We start from the raw sequence: 18,736 nt of genomic DNA on the forward strand, positions 1-18,736 counted from the left end.
TTAAGAGAAAGACTTGGCGAAACTATCAAGAGCGCCCTTGAGCTTGCCCTTGGTATCGTCGCTGATAGCCTTTTCCGTGCGGATGGTGTCGAGGATCGCCTTGCCTTCCGACCGGAGGTAGGAGAGCAGACCCTGCTCGAACTTGCCGACCTGTGCGACCGGAACCTTGTCGAGGTAACCGTTGACGCCGGCGAAGATCACCGCAACCTGTTCTTCCGTCTTGAGCGGCGAGAACTGCGGCTGCTTCAGAAGTTCGGTCAGGCGTGCACCGCGGTTCAGCAGGCGCTGCGTCGAGGCATCGAGGTCCGAACCGAACTGGGCGAAGGCGGCCATTTCGCGATACTGGGCGAGTTCACCCTTGATCGAGCCGGCAACCTGCTTCATCGCCTTGATCTGGGCGGCAGAGCCAACGCGCGAAACCGACAGACCGACGTTAACAGCCGGACGGATACCCTGATAGAACAGGTCGGTTTCAAGGAAGATCTGGCCGTCGGTGATCGAGATCACGTTGGTCGGAATAAAGGCCGAAACGTCGTTACCCTGGGTTTCGATGACAGGCAGAGCTGTCAGCGAGCCGGCGCCCATTTCGTCGGAGAGCTTTGCAGCGCGCTCGAGAAGACGGGAGTGGAGGTAGAAAACGTCGCCCGGATAAGCTTCGCGGCCCGGAGGACGGCGCAGCAGAAGCGACATCTGACGGTAAGCAACGGCCTGCTTGGAAAGATCGTCGTAACCGATGAGGGCGTGCTTGCCGTTGTCGCGGAAGTATTCGCCCATGGCGCAACCGGCAAACGGTGCCAGGTACTGCATCGGAGCCGGATCGGAAGCGGTCGCAGCAACGATGATCGAGTACTGTAGCGCGCCGCGCTCTTCCAGAACCTTCACGAACTGGGCAACGGTCGAACGCTTCTGACCGATAGCGACGTAGACGCAATAAAGCTTGTCGCCGTCAGGACCATTGTCGTGAATGGCCTTCTGGTTCAGGATCGTGTCGAGAATGATTGCGGTTTTGCCGGTCTGGCGGTCGCCGATGACAAGCTCGCGCTGGCCGCGACCAACCGGGATGAGCGCATCGATGGCCTTGAGGCCGGTCGACATCGGCTCGTGAACCGACTTGCGCGGAATGATGCCGGGAGCCTTGACGTCAACGCGCGAACGCTTGGCGGCGTTGATCGGGCCCTTGCCGTCGATCGGGTTGCCGAGCGCGTCAACGACGCGGCCCAGCAGTTCCGGACCAACGGGAACGTCAACGATAGCGCCAGTCCGCTTTACGGTGTCGCCTTCCTTGATGTCACGGTCGGAACCGAAGATAACCACACCGACATTGTCGGCTTCGAGGTTGAGCGCCATGCCGCGGATGCCGCCCGGAAACTCGACCATTTCACCAGCCTGAACATTGTCGAGACCGTAAACGCGAGCAATACCGTCACCGACGGAAAGCACCTGGCCGACTTCCGAGACTTCCGCCTCGTTGCCGAAATTTTTGATTTGATCTTTCAGAATTGCGGAAATTTCCGCGGCGCGGATATCCATCAGCCAACCTCTTTCAGTGCAAGCTTAAGGGTGGAAAGTTTGGTGCGAAGAGACGTATCGATCTGGCGGGAGCCGACCTTGACGATCAGACCACCGAGGATCGAGGGATCGACGGTAACGGAAACCGCCACATCCTTGCCGGTAACGCTCTTCAGCGCCGCCTTCAGTTCAGTTTCCTGCGCCTCGTCGAGCGCATGTGCCGAGGTGACCTCGGCGGTAATTTCGCCGCGATGGGCGGCAGCAATGGTGCGGTAGGCGCGGATCATGCCGGGAACGGCGAAGAGACGGCGGTTATTCGCAACAACCTTGAGGAAATTCAGCGCAAGACCGGTGATGCCGGCCTTTTCGCAAATAGCGGTGATTGCCTTGAACTGGTCCTCGGCGGAGAACACCGGACTCGCAACCAGACGCTTCAAATCGTCACTTTCGTCGAGAAGTGCGCCAAACTTGTCCAGTTCGGCCTGAACCGCTTCGACCGTACCCGCTTCCAAAGCAAGCTCGAAAAGCGACGACGCATACCTTTCCGCTACACCGGATGTTCCCTGGGAGGTCTCTGCCACGGGCACTTTTTCCCTGCTAATCGTCCAAGACCATCAGCGATGGGGCTCCACCGCATCAAATTCTTGAAATCGTTTCAATTTCCCCGAAAAAGACCGGAATTCCCCCCTGCCTTTTCCCAATTTCGCGGTCCGTCTAGCATAGGATGCCGGGACTCGCAACACGCGTAATAGCGGAAAGCGCCGTTTGGGCAAGGGGGAATGCGTTAAATTTTCCGATTTCGCTCAGGATGCGGTGCCTGTGCGGCACAAAAGGCAAAAACCCGGCTTCACACCAGCCCGAACACGTAGCTCAACGAGAATGCGGCGAGCAGAAAGTGCACAACCAGAAGTAAGAGATTCCGCATGGTTGCGCCACCATCCGAGAGGATGGAGAGTATCCCGCCGAAGACGCTGAGGCCGAATGCCGCACCGAAGGCGAGATAGACCATGGGCTGGGCGAGAAGCAGGGCGGCGGCGCCGAGGCCCAGATAAAAGCCGGCAAGCGACGAGCGCACCAGCGCATAGCCATCCCGACGTTCGCCGGCGGGCAGCAGACCGAAAGCGCGAAGCGTCAAGCCGGGTGCGAACATGAAAAACAGCCCGATGATGGCTGATACCACCGCCGCGCCGAAGGCCAATTGTTCGCCGAACTCGGTCGGAAAATAAAACTCCATATCGTTCCCCAAATCATTCTGTTTCCCGCTGGCGTTATGACACGGTCATGACAGCAGGAAAAAGCCCTTCTTTGCTAAAGTTCAAAGGAAACTTTGCGGATCGATATCCAGCTGAACATGCACGCTGCCGCGCTCTTTAGGGCCATTTGCCAGAAGCGTTCGCAGGAACGATTGCATGTCGGAGTTGCGTCGCCCGTGCACCAGCAACCGGAAGCGATGGCGGCCGCGGATGAGCGCGAGCGGCGCTTCCGCCGGGCCAAGCAGCATGATGCCGGTTACCTGCGGGGCCGCAGCCCGCAATCCACGCGCATGTGTCTCCGCCTCTGCGCGCGTATCGGCTGATACGATGATCGAGGCAAGCCGTCCGAAGGGCGGCAGGACAGCCTTTTCGCGCTCCACGATCTCCCTCTCGTAAAAGGCCGAGGCGTCACCGGAGACGATCGCCTGCATAACCGGATGCTGCGGCTGATAGGTCTGGAGCAGGCCATGACTCTTGCGCCCCGTCCGTCCGGCGCGACCCGTCACCTGCGAAAGCAGCTGGAAGGTTCGCTCCGCCGCACGCGGGTCGCCATTGGCAAGGCCGAGATCGGCATCGACGATGCCAACGAGCGTCATCAGCGGGAAGTTATGCCCCTTGGCGACGAGCTGCGTGCCGATGACGATATCCGCCTCGCCTTTGACGATCGCCTCCAGCTCCAACCGCAACCGCTTGACGCCCATGAGATCGGAAGAGAGCACGATGGTGCGGGCATCGGGGAAATGTTTCTCCACCTCTTCGGCAATGCGCTCGACACCCGGCCCGCAGGCCACGAGATGATCGAAGGTGCCGCATTCCGGGCAATGGTCGGGCGTCAGCTCATTATGGCCGCACTGATGGCACTGCAACTGATTGCGGAAACGATGCTCCACCAGCCAGCTGGAACATTGTGGGCACTGAAAACGATGGCCGCAGACGCGGCAGAGCGTCAGCGGCGCATAACCGCGTCGATTGAGGAACAGCAGCGCCTGCTCGCCCTTCTCGATCGTCTTGCCGATTCCGCGCAGCAGAACGGGTGACAGAAACCCTCCCCTTTCCGGCGGATGGCGGCGCATATCGACAAGATGCAGATCGGGCATTGCCGCATCGCCGAAACGCGTATGCAGGTGAATGGTGTTGTAACGCCCCGAACTGCCGTTGACTTGGCTTTCCACCGAAGGCGTGGCCGAAACCAGCACGACGGGGAATTCGGCGATACGCGCCCTCACCACCGCCATGTCGCGGGCATTATAGAAGACACGATCTTCCTGCTTGTAAGCGGGGTCGTGCTCTTCATCGACAATAATAAGACCAAGATTGTCGAACGGCAGGAAAAGCGCCGAACGTGCCCCAGCCACCACCTTCACCTCGCCGGTCACTGCCTGCCGCCAGACCTTTTCGCGCATACGCGGCGACAGGTCCGAATGCCATTCGGCCGGTTTCGCGCCGAAACGATCCTGGAAACGCTCCAGAAACGCCGCCGTCAACGCGATTTCGGGCAGCAGGATGAGGACCTGCTTGCCTTGCCTGAGCGTCTCGGCCACGGCCTCGAAATAGACCTCGGTCTTGCCGGAGCCGGTCACGCCATCGATGAGCGAGACGTGAAAACCGCCCTTGCGCACATCCTCGAGAATCTCCGATGCCGCCTGTCTCTGCGGGCCTTCCAGACGCGGCTCGACATAATCGGGGTCAGGCTCGGGCACCACTGGCGGCGCGGGCAGGAATATCGTCTCGAACACGCCCTGTTTGACAAGCCCGTCGATGACACTGGTCGAAACGCCTGCAGCATGGGCAAGTCCGCTCTTCGTCCAGCCGTGCCCTTCGGCCGCCAGCTCCATCACCCGTTCGCGGGCGGGGGTCAGGCGCTCCGGCCTACCTTCGGTCAGCCGCAGCCCCTCGATCATCGGTTCGGGATCGAAAGCGGCGGGCGCACGCAACGCCATGCGTGCCACGAGGCCGGGCGGAGAAAGCGTATAGGCGGCGACCCAGTCCACGAAGCGGCGCATTTCCGTCTTCATGGGCGGGCACTCGAAACTCTTGGTAATGGGCCGCAACTTCTTCGGATCGACAGCTTTCTCTCCGGTTTCGTCCCACACCACGCCGAACACCTGCCGGGGGCCGAGCGGCACCTGAACGACGGAACCAGTTTCCACCACCATATCTTCAGGCACGGCGTAGCTATAGGGCCCGGGCGCCGGCATGGGCACAAGAACGGGCACCGTGCGCGTGGGCGACGGCGGGTCGAACAGAGCCCCAAACAGATCGGACGAATCTTTTGCCATGATGTGGCGACCATGCCCCGGCGACAGGAAAAAGGAAACCGCCCGGATGTAGTGGGCGCACCACGCAAAGTCCACCTCTTAACCAAATGCTGACCATAACCGCATAGTTTCGAATTGTGGAATGGAGCGCCGCGTGACCGAAATCCTGACATTTGCCGAACCCGACCTGCTCGCCGAGCGCCAAGCCTGGCTGACGGCGCTTGCAGGCGAGCGCCGCCTCTCCGACAACACCGTCGAGGCCTATGAGCGCGATACGCGTCAGTTCCTGACGTTCCTGACCGGCTACATCGGCAAACCAGCCTCCATAATCGATATTGCCGATCTGCGCCCCGTTGATCTTCGCGCCTTTCTGGCCAATAGACGCAAGGAGGGCGCCGGCGCGCGGTCGCTTGGGCGGCATCTGGCGGGCCTGCGCTCGCTACTGCACCACCTGCAGAAAAAGGGACTCGTCAATGCGGCCGGCGCCACCGCAATGCGCTCGCCAAAACAGCCAAAATCCCTACCGAAGCCGCTGACCGACCGTCAGGCGCTGAAGATCACCACGGCCGAGGCACAGTTGAACGATGAACCCTGGATTGCCGCCCGCAACGCTGCGGTTCTGTCGCTGCTTTATGGCTGTGGCCTGCGCATTTCCGAGGCACTGGGTCTTACCCCGGCCGATTTCCCACCCGGCGCGCGCAGCCTGCGCATCACCGGCAAGGGCAACAAGACGCGGATCGTGCCGCTGCTGGCGGTGGTGACGGAAGCGGTCGATACATACAAAAAGCTCTGCCCCTATGCCCTGTCGGCGGACGAACCGATGTTCCTCGGGGCACGCGGCGGCAAGCTTCAGCCTGCCATCATCCAGCGTGAAATGCAGAAGCTGCGCGGCGCTTTCGGCCTGCCGGAAAACGCCACCCCGCATGCGTTGCGCCATTCCTTCGCCACCCATCTTCTGGCCGGCGGTGGGGATCTGCGCACCATTCAGGAACTGCTCGGCCATGCCAGCCTCTCCACCACACAGGTCTATACCGGGGTGGATACGGCAAGATTGCTTGAAATCTACGACAACGCGCACCCTCGCGCATGAAGCAGAAAAATGGTTAACCATAGGCATTAACCAGACGTCCAAACCGCCGTTCTATAAGCGAACAAGAACCGGATTGGACCGATGCACAGCCTGATAAAGCCTCAAAATCTCACCGCCACCCTGATGGGCAAGACCGGCGACGCGCTGCTCTGGCTGCTGGCCGCCCTGCATGTCACCGCCGTTGCCATCCTGCTCATGACCTTGCTGTCACTCAGTGAAGCGGAAGCCGCCGAGCAGACGATCACCTGCGCGGGCAGCGACATTCTCGTTGACATGCGCAAGACCGATCCTGAAGCCTTCGCCAAGATCGAACAGGAAGCGGCCGCGATCCCGAACGGCAAGGGCAATTTCTGGCGTATCGAAAAGGCAGATACGGCCCCATCCTATCTTCTCGGCACCATGCATGTGACCGATCCGCGCGTTCTGGAGATGCCGGCCGCCGCCAGCCCCGCCTTTGAGAAGGCAGCGACTGTCATCGTGGAATCGGACGAGATCCTTGATGACAAGAAAATAGCGGCATCCCTGCTGGGCAAGCCCGAACTCACCATGTTTCTGGACGGCAAATCGATCACCGACATCCTGCCGCCCGACAATGTCGCGCGCCTCGAAAAGGGCCTGAAGGAGCGCGGCATTCCACTCAATGCCGTGTCGCGCATGAAGCCCTGGATGCTCTCGAGCTTCGTTGCCCTTCCCGCCTGCGAGTTTGCCCGCAAGGCAACGGGCCTTTCCTTTCTCGACAAGAAGCTTGCCGAAGATGCGGTTGCGAACGGAAAGCGCCTCGTCGGGCTGGAGACAATGGTCGAACAACTGACCGCCATGTCCGAACTGCCGATGGAATTTCATCTGCAGGCGCTTATCGAAACGCTTGAGCTTGGCGACCGCATGGATGACGTGACGACGACCATGACCGATCTTTACGTCGCGGGCGACATCGGCATGACCATGCCGATGCTGAAAAGTCTGGATCCCAAGAAGGCCACCGACAACGATAAGGGCTACGCCGCTTTCGAACAGCGCATCATCACCGATCGCAACCATGTGATGGCGGACCGCTCCACCAATGAGCTTGCCAAGGGTAATGTCTTCATGGCCGTCGGCGCGCTGCACCTGCCGGGCGAAGGAGGCCTCGTGGAACTGCTGCGCGCGAAAGGCTTCACGCTGACGCGGGTTGAGTGACCGGGACAGTTCCTGTTTCGACGGGCCGGACAGAGGCGCAGAACGGTCGCATCGTCGCAGGCACGATACGGCGGTGAAACGGACCAACGAGAAGAAGATAAAACCGCCCGAACAGGTTCTTGCGCCGGACAATGGTGGTGACGCTCGCCAGCTGGCGGTCTGCCGCATCTTCGAAATCGATGACGATGCGAAAATCGAGGTGGTGGTCATCAAAGCCGAGGACTGTTCGCTCTGGCGTGGCTGTGATGACCGGGAACCCGCCCGCCGAACTGCCCGCCGCCAGCTCGACCGTTTTCAAACCGACCATCGAAACGATACCGTTTCGAAGCGACATCAGGCCGCTGATCCACGCCGGAGGATGCTCCAGAAAAAGCCTGCTCACATCGAGCGATGACGTTACCGGCGTTGTCAATTCACCCTGAAAGCAATCGTACCAATCGGCACCCGGCAATATATCTTCAATATTTGGCATCTTTGATCCCCAGCCGCTCCTTTGCAGCAAGGGAAACATGCCATTTTTTACGCAGCAGGGGGAACGTGACAAACCGCCGCTCAGCCGTGTGTCATGCGTCGGAGGAGATTGGTGCGCCAATAGAACTGATGAACAAGGACAGCCGCGACATGGCCCGCGATCAAAACCCACATCAGCACCTTGAACGGGCCGGAGTGCAGCTCCCCTGCCGCGCTCACCCCAAAGTAATAGGCGGCGATGCCGGAGAGTGGCAGGATGAAGAACAGCGCGTAAAGCGTAAAATGCGCCACCTTGGCGGCAATCTGCGCGACACGCGGCTCCTCAGACGGATGTGGCGGAACGCCCTGGATCAGCCGCAGACAGAGGCGCAGTACCGCAAGAAACAGCACGGCGAAGCCGACATAGGCATGGATATTGGCAGAAGAAATCTGATCTGGCGTCAGTGTTTCACCCCGCCGCATCAGCCGGTAGGCATGGGCCATGGCATCGGGAAACAAGAGGTTGAAGAAAATCAGAAGCGCCATTGTCCAATGGATGACACGCTGCGGAATGGAGAAGGAAACTTGAGTGGAATGCGCCATTTTATTGCCTTTTATCAAAAGGTTAGACAGGCTTTAGCGCGAGTATGAGAAACCCCGGCCTGCATGGCAAGCCGGGGTTCAGCAGATGACGGAAATTTAATATTCGAGCGTCGGGCTCAAACGCCGATCACATGTGGATCGGCTTGAAGAACGTTGCCAGCGCCGCTTCCTTCACGGCTTCCGACATGGTCGGGTGCGCATGGCAGGTGCGGCCGAGATCTTCCGAGGAACCGCCAAATTCCATCAGTACGGTGATCTCGTGGATCATTTCGCCAGCGCCGAAGCCGACAATGTGACCACCGAGAACCCGGTCGGTTTCCTTGTCGGCAAGGATCTTCACGAAACCATCCGTCACCTGCATGGCGCGGGCGCGGCCATTGGCGGTGAAGGGGAACTTGCCAACCTTGTAAGCGACGCCGGCGGCCTTGAGTTCCTCTTCGGTCTTGCCGACGGAAGCCACTTCCGGCTGCGTGTAAACGACTGCCGGAATGACGTCGTAATTCACGTGACCGCGCTGGCCGGCAAGGATTTCCGCAAGCGCAACACCCTCGTCTTCCGCCTTGTGCGCCAGCATCGGGCCCTTCACCACGTCGCCGATCGCATAGATGCCGTCGACATTGGTCTTGTAGTGGCCGTCGATTTCAACGCGGCCACGGCTGTCGAGCACGACACCAGCTTCGGCAAGGCCGAGACCTTCGGTGTAGGGCTTGCGGCCGGTGGAGATCAGCACGACGTTTGCTTCCACCGTTTCGGCAGCGCCGCCCTTGACCGGCTCGAACACGACCTTGGCGCCGGCAGCGGTTTTTTCAACAGCCGTTACCTTTGCGCCGAGCTTGAAATCGAGGCCCTGCTTGGCGAGCAGACGCTGCGCCTGCTTGGAAACTTCGGCATCCATGCCGCCGAGAATGTTGTCGAGATATTCGACGACGGTAACCTTGGCGCCGAGACGCGACCAGACCGAACCGAGTTCAAGGCCGATGACGCCGCCGCCGACAACGATCAGCTTTTCCGGAACCTTGGAGAGAGCGATTGCGCCGGTGGAGGACACGATGACGCTTTCATCGATATCAACCTGAACACCCGGAATGCCGGCAACGTCAGAACCCGTGGCGATGACGATATTCTTTGCTTCGATTTCCTGTGTCTCGCCCTTGTCGTTGGTGACGGAAACCTTGCCGGCCGACACAACCTTGCCGGTGCCCTGGAAAGCATCGATCTTGTTCTTCTTGAACAGGAAGGAAACGCCATCGACATTGGCCTTCACCACGCCGTCCTTGTGCGCCATCATTTTTTCAAGGTTCAGCTTGGGCGCTGGAACTTCGATGCCGAGCGAGTCGACACCATGGGCAACATGCGCGAAGGTTTCGGACGCGTGCAGCAGCGCCTTGGAGGGAATGCAGCCGACATTGAGGCAGGTGCCGCCATAGGTTGCGCGCTTTTCGATGACAGCGACCTTGAGGCCCAGCTGCGCCGCCTTGACCGCGCAAACATAACCGCCGGGGCCGGTGCCGATTACAACTACATCATATGCCATGTTCTGGTTCCTGCTTTATAGGGGCAAGATATCGGATCATTGCCCAGCTTCCATTTGACCTGAAACTCAGGCCGTTTTTTCCGTTGCGAGTTTTATACCGAGGGCGATGAAGACCACCCCACTGGTGCGGTCGATCCATTGGCTGGCGCGCTGAAACGCGGCACGCATCCGCGGCGTCGTCATGAACAGGCTGACGCCAACGAACCAAAGGATGAGGCAGCTTGCCATGACGAGACCGTATCCGAATTTGACGGCCACCGGCGTGTGGGCGTGAACCACCGTCGAAAAGATCGACAGAAAGAAAAACACCGGCTTGGGGTTGAGCGCATTGGCCGCAAAACCGAGCGTAAACGCCTTCAGCGCCGTCTGACTGCTTTTCGCCTGAACGTCTTCACCTTCGGCAGCGGGCAATTCGGTCTTGCCAGCGCGCAGCGCCTTGATGCCGATATAAATCAGATAGGCAACACCCAGCCATTTGACGATGTTGAAGAGATAGATCGACTGGGAAATTATCAGGCCAAGGCCGAGGATCGTATAGGTGACATGGAACATCAGCGATGTCCCGACGCCGAAGCTGGTGATAATGGCCTGCTTGCGCCCATGCACCATCGCCTGACGCATAACCATGGCGAGATCGGCGCCAGGCGACACGATCGCGAAGGAGAAAATCGCCATCAGGGATGCAAGTTCGATGAGATATTGATGCATCGTAAAGCAGCCTTCAGAACATCAGCACGACAAACATGAGCGCCAGGCCGAGCATCGACCCCAGCCAAACGAAAGACCGTATATAGGGGATGCCCGCCAGATAGAGCGGAATATAGATCACCCGGCAGATCAGCCAGATCCAGGCGCCAGTGAGCGCCAGACCGGCAGGATCACCCGCCATGATGACCCCGAAAGCGAGCGCCAGAAAAGCCGGATATGTTTCCCGGAAATTCGCAGACGCGCGTGAGGCACGGCCGGAAAGCCTGCCCTCCGGCTCTCGGCTGCCATCCCTCGGGCCGGCATTCCATTCAAGCCCGAATTCCGTGGTCGCCGTCATCCCCTGCAACATGACGTGCACGACGAGGAGAAGAACGCTCAGACCGACAAGCGGCAAAAAAGGCGAAGCGGCTAGAAATGTCGGCTGCACGTCTGCTCTCCCTGTTAGTCTTTCAGCGGGGCTTCACTTGAAGCCCCGCTAAAACGAAAAGCAAGAGCGATTAGAGATCAAGAACCAGACGTTCCGGATCCTCGAGGCTTTCCTTGACGCGAACGAGGAAGGTCACGGCTTCCTTGCCGTCAACGATACGGTGATCGTAGGAGAGCGCCAGATACATCATCGGGCGAATGACGACCTGCCCGCCGATGGCGACCGGACGCTCCTGGATTTTGTGCATGCCTAGAATACCCGACTGCGGTGCATTGAGGATTGGCGAAGACATCAGCGAGCCGTAAACGCCACCATTGGTGATGGTGAAGGTGCCGCCCTGCATGTCGGCCATGCCGAGCGAACCATCGCGCGCCGCCTTCGCAAGACGGCCGAGTTCCTTTTCGACGCCGGCGATGGAAAGCTGGTCGGCATCGCGGATGACCGGAACGACAAGACCCTTGTCCGTGCCGACAGCCATGCCGACGTGACAATAATTCTTGTAGATGATGTCCGTGCCGTCGATTTCGGCGTTGACGGCAGGCAGTTCCTTCAGCGCGTGGGTCACGGCCTTGGTGAAGAAGCCCATGAAGCCGAGCTTGACGCCATGCTTTTTCTCGAACACGTCCTTGTAACGGTTACGCAGGTCCATAACCGCGCTCATGTCCACTTCGTTGTAAGTGGTGAGCATGGCGGCGGTGTTCTGCGCGTCCTTGAGGCGCTTGGCGATGGTCTGACGCAGGCGCGTCATCTTCACACGCTCTTCGCGAACCTGATCCTGTTCGGCGGAAACCGGACGCGGTGCAGCAGCAGGAGCCGGAGCGGCCGGAGCCGAAACGCCCTTGGCGACAGCAGCGAGCACATCGCCCTTCAGCACCTGGCCACGCTTGCCGGAACCGTCGACCTGATCGGCAGACAGGTTGTTTTCAGCAAGCAGCTTGCCAGCGGCAGGTGCCGGCGGCATGGCGCTTGCGGCAGAAGCAGCGGGAGCCGGAGCGGCGGCCGCGGCAGCAGCAGGCTTTGCCGGTTCGGCAGCCGGTGCGGAGGTCGCAGCGCCGGCAGCACCTTCGGCGATCTGGCCGAGAAGCGCGTCGAGCCCAACGGTCTCGCCGTTCTGCGCAACGATTTCAGTCAGAACGCCAGAGGCAGGCGCCGGGACTTCGACGGTAACCTTGTCGGTTTCCAGTTCAACGAGAGGTTCGTCGGCCTTGACGGTGTCGCCGACCTTCTTGAACCAGGTGCCGACGGTCGCTTCGCTGACGGATTCGCCGAGGGTTGGTACGCGGATTTCAGTGGCCATGATCTAGTTCCGTTATTCAGGTGTCTTTTTTGCGGGGCGATGCGGGAGAGTTCTCACTCTCCCAGCGCGTCTTCCAGGAACGCAGCAAGCTGCGCCAGATGCTTGGACATCAGGCCGGTCGCCGGAGAGGCGGCAGCCGGACGGCCCGTGTAACGGACCTTCTGGTACTTGGCGTCGATATGCGCCAGGACCCATTCCAGGTAAGGGTCGATAAACGACCACGCACCCATGTTCTTCGGCTCTTCCTGGCACCAGACCATCTCCGCATTGCGGAAGCGCGACAGCTCGTTGATGAGCGCCTTGGCCGGGAACGGATAGAGCTGTTCGATACGCAGCAGATAGATATCGTCGATGCCGCGCTTCTCACGTTCTTCCAGCAGATCATAATAGACCTTGCCCGTGCACATGACGACACGGCGGATTTTCGAATCCTTCTGCAGCTTGATCGGGCCGTCCTTGATGACTTCAGCATCGTCCCACAGGAGACGGTGGAAGGAGGACTCGCCTGCAAGCTCGGCCAGCGAAGAGGTGGCGCGCTTGTGACGCAGCAGCGACTTCGGCGTCATCAGGATCAGCGGCTTGCGGAAGTCGCGCTTCACCTGGCGGCGCAGGATGTGGAAATAGTTTGCCGGCGTCGTGCAGTTGGCAACCTGCATGTTGTCTTCCGCGCACATCTGCAGCCAGCGCTCCAGACGGGCGGACGAATGTTCCGGACCCTGGCCTTCGTAACCATGCGGCAGAAGGCAGACCAGACCGGACATGCGCAGCCACTTGCGTTCACCCGACGAGATGAACTGGTCGAACACCACCTGTGCGCCGTTGGCGAAGTCGCCGAACTGGGCTTCCCAGAGCGTCAGCGCATTCGGACGGGCGAGCGAGTAGCCATATTCGAAACCAAGGACGGCTTCTTCCGAAAGCATCGAGTTGATGACTTCGTAACGGGCCTGCGTCGGCGCGAGGTTCGCGAGCGGGATGTAACGCTCTTCGGTTTCCTGATCGTAGAGAACCGAATGGCGCTGCGAGAAGGTGCCGCGTTCGCAATCCTGACCGGAGAGGCGGATCTTGTGGCCTTCGACGGCGAGCGAACCGAAAGCAAGCGCTTCCGCCATCGCCCAATCGATGCCTTCGCCGGTCTCGACCATTTGCGAGCGGTTTTCCATGAAACGCTGGATCGTGCGGTGGGCGTTGAAACCCTCCGGAATGGTCGACAGTTTCTTGCCGATTTCCTTCAGCTGCTTCATCGGCACGCCGGTCTTGCCGCGACGCTGCTCATCCGCATTGTCGGCGGCACGCAGGCCGGACCACTGACCGTCCAGCCAGTCGGCCTTGTTCGGCTTGTAGGACTGCCCCGCCTCGAATTCCTGCTCGAGATGGGCGCGCCAGTCGGCCTTCATCTTTTCGAATTCGCCTTCGCTGAGCAGGCCTTCGGCGATCAGACGGTCGGCATAGATGCGCGCGACGGTCTTGTGGCCGCGGATGACCTTGTACATCTTCGGCTGCGTGAACGCCGGCTCGTCGCCTTCGTTGTGGCCGAAGCGGCGGTAGCAGAACATGTCCACGACGACGGGCTTGTGGAACTTCATGCGGTATTCGGTGGCAACCTTGGCCGCATAGGTCACAGCTTCCGGATCGTCACCGTTGACGTGGAAGATCGGCGCTTCGATCATCTTGGCGACGTCGGACGGATAGGGCGACGAACGGGAGAAGGCCGGGTTCGTCGTAAAGCCGATCTGGTTGTTGATGATGAAGTGCATGGTACCGGCAACGCGGTGACCGCGCAGGCCGGAGAGGCCGAGAATTTCAGCAACCACGCCCTGGCCCGCAAAAGCGGCATCGCCGTGCAGAAGCAGCGGCAGAACCTTGGCGCGCTCGGAAAGCGGAATGACATCGCCTTCCCACACCTTGGCCAGCTGGTCCTGCTTGGCACGGGCCTTGCCCATGACGACAGGGTTGACGATTTCAAGATGCGACGGGTTGGCCGTCAGCGACAGGTGAACCTTGTTGCCGTCGAACTCGCGGTCCGAGGAGGCACCGAGGTGATACTTCACGTCACCCGAACCTTCGACGTCGTCTGGCTTGAACGAACCACCCTTGAACTCGTGGAATACGGCGCGGTGCGGCTTGCCCATGACGTTGGTCAGAACGTTCAGGCGGCCGCGGTGGGCCATGCCGAGAACGACTTCTTCGAGACCTTCCTGGCCGCCGCGCTTGATGATCTGCTCGAGCGCCGGGATCAGCGATTCACCGCCATCGAGGCCGAAACGCTTGGTGCCCTTGAAACGCACGTCGAGGAACTGCTCATAACCTTCGGCTTCGACCAGCTTTGACAGAATGGCCTTCTTGCCTTCGGCCGTGAAGGCAACGCCCTTGTCCGGACCTTCGATGCGCTCCTGAATCCAGGCCTTCTCTTCCGGGCTGGACATGTGCATGAATTCGACGCCGATAGTGGAGCAATAGGTGCGCTCCAGAATATCGATCATCTCGCGCACGGTCGCATATTCGAGGCCGAGCACGTTATCGATGAAAATCTTGCGGTCGTAATCGCTTTCTTCAAAACCGTAGGACTTCGGCGAAAGCTCGTTATAGTCCTCGACGGCCATGGCAATACCGAGCGGATCGAGCTTGGCATGCAGGTGGCCGCGCATGCGGTAGGCGCGGATCATCATGATGGCGCGAACGCTGTCACGGGTCGCCTGCAGCACTTCGGCTTCGCTGACCGGCTTGCCGGTATCGGCGCTCTTGGCCTCAGCCTTTGCCTGAACCTTCTTTTCGATGGCCTTTTCGACCGTGGCCCAGTTGCCATCAAGTGCGGAAACCAGGTCGCCATTTGCCGGGATCGGCCAGTTGGCACGCTTCCAGGAGGCGCCCTTGGCCGCCTTCTTCACATCTTCCGGATTGTCGGACAGTGCCTTGAAGAAGCTCTGCCACTCCGGCGACACGGAAGAGGGGTCCTCTTCGTACCGGGCATAGAGCTGCTCGATATAGGCTGCATTCGCGCCGTCCAGAAACGACGTGATCTGAAACTGCTCGTTCGCTTCTTGCCTTGCCATTGTGTTCTTGCGGACTTGTCCGTCCGCCTCCTCGATGCCGTTAGGGCCGTTCGACCGGCCTGCCGCTTTGATTATTGCTGTCTGCCGCCGAGGCGGTATGCCGTCTGTCTGTCTTCGTACGGCATCGGGCAGCGCGAGCTTGAAGCCGCGCCGCCCGTTACCGGTTTCATGTGGTCTCAGCCCTTGAGGACTTCAACCAGCGTCTTGCCGAGGCGCGCCGGGGAAGGCGATACCTTGATGCCCGCTGCTTCCATGGCAGCGATCTTGGATTCCGCATCGCCCTTGCCGCCGGAAACGACAGCACCGGCGTGGCCCATGGTGCGGCCCTTCGGAGCCGTACGGCCTGCGATAAAGCCGGCCATCGGCTTCTTGCGGCCCTTCTTGGCTTCGTCGATCAGGAACTGCGCCGCATCTTCTTCAGCCGAACCGCCAATTTCGCCGATCATGATGATCGACTGCGTGGCGTCGTCAGCGAGGAACATTTCCAAGACGTCGATGAACTCGGTGCCCTTGACCGGGTCGCCGCCGATGCCGACAGCCGTCGTCTGGCCGAGGCCTTCGTTGGACGTCTGGAACACGGCTTCATAGGTCAGCGTGCCGGAGCGCGATACGATACCGACCGAACCCTTGCGGAAAATGGAGCCCGGCATGATGCCGATCTTGCATTCTTCCGGCGTCAGGATGCCGGGGCAGTTCGGGCCGAGCAGGCGGGACTTCGAACGGTCGAGGCGAGCCTTGACGCGGACCATGTCCATGACCGGGATGCCTTCGGTGATGCAGGTGATGAACGGAATTTCCGCATCGATGGCTTCGATGATCGCGTCTGCTGCACCTGCCGGCGGAACATAGATCACGGATGCATCTGCACCGGTCTTTTCCTTGGCTTCGGCAACCGTTGCGAAGATCGGCAGGGTTTCGCCCTTGGAACCGGTCCAGGTTTCGCCACCCTTCTTCGGATGAATGCCGCCGACCATCTGCGTGCCGTAATAGGCAAGCGCCTGTTCGGTGTGGAAGGTACCGGTCTTGCCGGTCAGACCCTGAACGAGGATCTTGGTGTCTTTATTAACGAGAATAGACATTATTTCCGGTCCCTCAATTAGCCGTTGATCGCCGCGACGATCTTCTTGGCTGCGTCGTCCAGATCGTCAGCAGCCGTAATCGCAAGGCCCGATTCATTCAGAAGCTTCTTGCCAAGTTCGACGTTGGTGCCTTCGAGGCGAACAACGAGCGGAACCTGCAGACCGACTTCCTTCACCGCGGCGATAACGCCCTCGGCGATAACGTCGCACTTCATGATGCCGCCGAAGATGTTGACGAGGATGCCCTCGACCTTCGGGTCGGCAGTGATGATCTTGAAAGCTGCCGCAACCTTCTCCTTGCCGGCGCCGCCGCCGACGTCGCAGAAGTTTGCCGGCTCCTTGCCGTAAAGCTTGATGATGTCCATGGTGGCCATCGCAAGACCTGCGCCGTTGACCATGCAGCCGATGTTGCCGTCGAGGGCGACGTAAGCGAGGTCCCACTTGGAGGCTTCGATTTCCTTGGCGTCTTCTTCGGTCTCGTCGCGCAGCGCCTTGACGTCGTCATGGCGGAACATGGCGTTGCCATCGAAGGAAACTTTGGCGTCGAGAACGCGCAGATGGCCATTTTCCATGACGATCAGCGGGTTGATCTCGAGGAGAGCCATGTCCTTCTCGCTGAAGGCCTTGTAAAGGATCGGGAAGAGCGACTTGGCATCTTCGGCTGCAACGCCGTCAAGCTCAAGCGCCTTGGAGATCGCAGCAACGTCGGCATCGGAAACGCCCTTTTCGGGGTTGATGGCGATGGTGTGGATCTTTTCAGGCGTGTCGTGGGCGACGGCTTCGATGTCCATGCCGCCTTCCGTGGAAACCACGAAAGCAACCTGGCCGACCGAACGGTCAACCAGCAGCGAGCAATAGAGTTCGCGAGCGATATCAGCGCCGTCTTCGATGTAGAGGCGGTTAACCTGCTTGCCGGCATCGCCCGTCTGGGCCGTTACCAGCGTGTTGCCGAGCATGTCCTTCGCGTGGGAAACGACTTCTTCGATGGACTTCGCCAGACGAACGCCGCCCTTGGCATCCGGGCCGAGCTCCTTAAACTTGCCCTTGCCGCGGCCGCCAGCATGGATCTGGCTCTTGACGACGTAGAGCGGGCCGGGAAGCTGCTTTGCAGCAGCTTCGGCTTCTTCGACCTTGAGAATGGCAACGCCTTCAGCAACCGGCGCGCCGTAGCCCTTCAGAAGAGCCTTGGCCTGATATTCGTGAATATTCATGGAATAATCCCTGTTTGGAACCGCTTGAAGTTGTTACTTCAGCGACGGAGCGATGTTGATGCAGGCTTCGCAGAGACCAGCGACAGCGCCGACGGACTTCTGGAAGGCAGCTTCTTCTTCCTTGTTGAGTTCGATCTCGATGATGCGCTCGATACCGCCTGCACCGATGATGGTGGGAACGCCGACATACATGTCGTCTACGCCATACTGGCCCGAAAGGTGGGCAGCGGCGGGCAGAACGCGCTTCTTGTCCTTGAGGTAGGATTCGGCCATCTCGATTGCCGAGGCAGCCGGGGCGTAATAGGCCGAGCCGGTCTTCAAGAGACCAACGATTTCGGCGCCGCCGTCACGGGTGCGCTGGATGATCTCTTCGAGACGCTCGGCGGTCAGCCAGCCCATCTTCACGAGATCGGTCAGCGGAACGCCGGCAACGGTGGAGTAACGGGCGAGCGGCACCATGGTGTCGCCGTGGCCGCCGAGAACGAAGGCGGTGACGTCTTCAACCGAAACGTTGAACTCTTCGGCGAGGAAGAGGCGGAAACGCGCGCTGTCGAGAACGCCGGCCATGCCGACGACCTTGTTCTTCGGCAGGCCGGAGAACTTCTGCAGCGCCCAGACCATGGCGTCGAGCGGATTGGTGATGCAGATGACGAAAGCGTTCGGCGCGTATTTTTTGATGCCGGCGCCGACCTGTTCCATGACCTTGAGGTTGATGCCGAGAAGATCGTCGCGGCTCATGCCGGGCTTGCGGGCAACACCAGCGGTGACGATGCAGACGTCAGCGCCTTCGATGGCAGCGTAATCGGATGCGCCGGTGAGCTTTGCATTGAAGCCTTCAACCGGGCCGGACTGGGCAATATCCAGGCCTTTGCCCTGCGGGATGCCGTCAGCAATATCGAAGAGGACGATATCGCCCAGTTCCTTCAGGCTGGCCAGATGCGCCAGCGTGCCGCCGATCATGCCAGAACCAATAAGTGCAATCTTTTTGCGAGCCATCGAATGCTTCCTCTTGAGCTTCAATTCAATTTCACCGCGCCAAACCGGCAGCCAAACTGTCGCACTCCGATTAGACCCATTGGCCAAAATAGGCA

Annotated in this window: 16 protein-coding genes; 2 read left to right on the top strand and 14 right to left on the bottom strand. The window is 60.0% G+C overall.

Annotation, left to right across the window (positions count from 1 at the left end):
- The 4 genes from atpA to BTN45_RS12080 form a co-directional block, all read right to left on the bottom strand.
- Positions 1-1,530 (bottom strand): F0F1 ATP synthase subunit alpha, encoded by a 1,530-nt coding sequence (gene atpA / locus BTN45_RS12065; RefSeq protein WP_004443771.1) that lies wholly within the window; start codon positions 1,528-1,530, stop codon positions 1-3.
- A complete protein-coding gene (locus BTN45_RS12070; RefSeq protein WP_004443773.1) occupies positions 1,530-2,096 on the bottom strand; it encodes a F0F1 ATP synthase subunit delta in 567 nt (188 codons plus the stop codon). The genes atpA and BTN45_RS12070 overlap by 1 nt, the downstream gene beginning before the upstream one ends.
- 260 nt (positions 2,097-2,356) lie before the next feature.
- Positions 2,357-2,743 carry a phage infection protein gene (locus BTN45_RS12075; RefSeq protein WP_207588041.1) on the bottom strand — a complete coding sequence of 129 codons (387 nt, stop codon included), beginning with the start codon at positions 2,741-2,743 and terminating at the stop codon, positions 2,357-2,359.
- Between the two features lie 81 nt (positions 2,744-2,824).
- Positions 2,825-5,041: a primosomal protein N' gene (locus tag BTN45_RS12080; RefSeq protein ID WP_173614885.1), complete on the bottom strand. Its 2,217-nt coding sequence runs from the start codon at positions 5,039-5,041 to the stop codon at positions 2,825-2,827.
- Positions 5,042-5,162: 121 nt separating this feature from the next.
- Here BTN45_RS12080 and BTN45_RS12085 point away from each other — a divergent pair, with 121 nt between their 5' ends.
- Positions 5,163-6,110: a tyrosine recombinase XerC gene (locus BTN45_RS12085; RefSeq protein WP_173614886.1), complete on the top strand. Its 948-nt coding sequence runs from the start codon at positions 5,163-5,165 to the stop codon at positions 6,108-6,110.
- Between the two features lie 81 nt (positions 6,111-6,191).
- Positions 6,192-7,286, top strand: a complete 1,095-nt coding sequence (locus BTN45_RS12090) for a TraB/GumN family protein (RefSeq protein WP_207588043.1) — start codon at positions 6,192-6,194, stop codon at positions 7,284-7,286.
- Here BTN45_RS12090 and BTN45_RS12095 read toward each other — a convergent pair.
- The 10 genes from BTN45_RS12095 to mdh form a co-directional block, all read right to left on the bottom strand.
- Complete coding sequence (locus BTN45_RS12095) at positions 7,264-7,758, bottom strand: DUF2867 domain-containing protein (protein WP_207588045.1); 495 nt, start codon at positions 7,756-7,758, stop codon at positions 7,264-7,266. The genes BTN45_RS12090 and BTN45_RS12095 overlap by 23 nt on opposite strands.
- An 80-nt stretch (positions 7,759-7,838) precedes the next feature.
- Positions 7,839-8,339: a cytochrome b gene (locus BTN45_RS12100; RefSeq protein WP_207588047.1), complete on the bottom strand. Its 501-nt coding sequence runs from the start codon at positions 8,337-8,339 to the stop codon at positions 7,839-7,841.
- A 127-nt stretch (positions 8,340-8,466) separates the two neighbouring features.
- Positions 8,467-9,873, bottom strand: a complete 1,407-nt coding sequence (gene lpdA / locus BTN45_RS12105) for a dihydrolipoyl dehydrogenase (RefSeq protein WP_207588049.1) — start codon at positions 9,871-9,873, stop codon at positions 8,467-8,469.
- Between the two features lie 66 nt (positions 9,874-9,939).
- Entirely contained in the window at positions 9,940-10,581 is a 642-nt protein-coding gene (locus BTN45_RS12110; RefSeq protein WP_207588051.1) for a LysE family translocator, read from the bottom strand.
- A 13-nt stretch (positions 10,582-10,594) separates the two neighbouring features.
- The gene (locus tag BTN45_RS12115) at positions 10,595-11,008 is read right to left on the bottom strand and encodes an MAPEG family protein (protein WP_035210284.1); all 414 of its coding nucleotides are present in this window, start codon (positions 11,006-11,008) and stop codon (positions 10,595-10,597) included.
- Between the two features lie 70 nt (positions 11,009-11,078).
- Positions 11,079-12,305 carry a 2-oxoglutarate dehydrogenase complex dihydrolipoyllysine-residue succinyltransferase gene (gene odhB, locus BTN45_RS12120; protein ID WP_022556940.1) on the bottom strand — a complete coding sequence of 409 codons (1,227 nt, stop codon included), beginning with the start codon at positions 12,303-12,305 and terminating at the stop codon, positions 11,079-11,081.
- A 53-nt stretch (positions 12,306-12,358) separates the two neighbouring features.
- On the bottom strand, positions 12,359-15,355 hold the full coding sequence (locus BTN45_RS12125; protein ID WP_207588053.1) for a 2-oxoglutarate dehydrogenase E1 component: 2,997 nt from the start codon (positions 15,353-15,355) through the stop codon (positions 12,359-12,361).
- A 176-nt stretch (positions 15,356-15,531) separates the two neighbouring features.
- Complete coding sequence (sucD, locus tag BTN45_RS12130) at positions 15,532-16,434, bottom strand: succinate--CoA ligase subunit alpha (protein ID WP_006698231.1); 903 nt, start codon at positions 16,432-16,434, stop codon at positions 15,532-15,534.
- Between the two features lie 17 nt (positions 16,435-16,451).
- On the bottom strand, positions 16,452-17,645 hold the full coding sequence (gene sucC / locus BTN45_RS12135) for an ADP-forming succinate--CoA ligase subunit beta (protein ID WP_004443803.1): 1,194 nt from the start codon (positions 17,643-17,645) through the stop codon (positions 16,452-16,454).
- Positions 17,646-17,678: 33 nt separating this feature from the next.
- Positions 17,679-18,641, bottom strand: coding sequence for a malate dehydrogenase (gene mdh / locus BTN45_RS12140; RefSeq protein WP_004443804.1), 963 nt, complete (start codon positions 18,639-18,641; stop codon positions 17,679-17,681).
- Positions 18,642-18,736: the final 95 nt, after the last annotated feature.

The sequence above is a fragment of the Rhizobium sp. ZX09 genome (genome assembly GCF_017357485.1).
Classification (GTDB): Bacteria; Pseudomonadota; Alphaproteobacteria; order Rhizobiales; family Rhizobiaceae; genus Agrobacterium; species Agrobacterium pusense.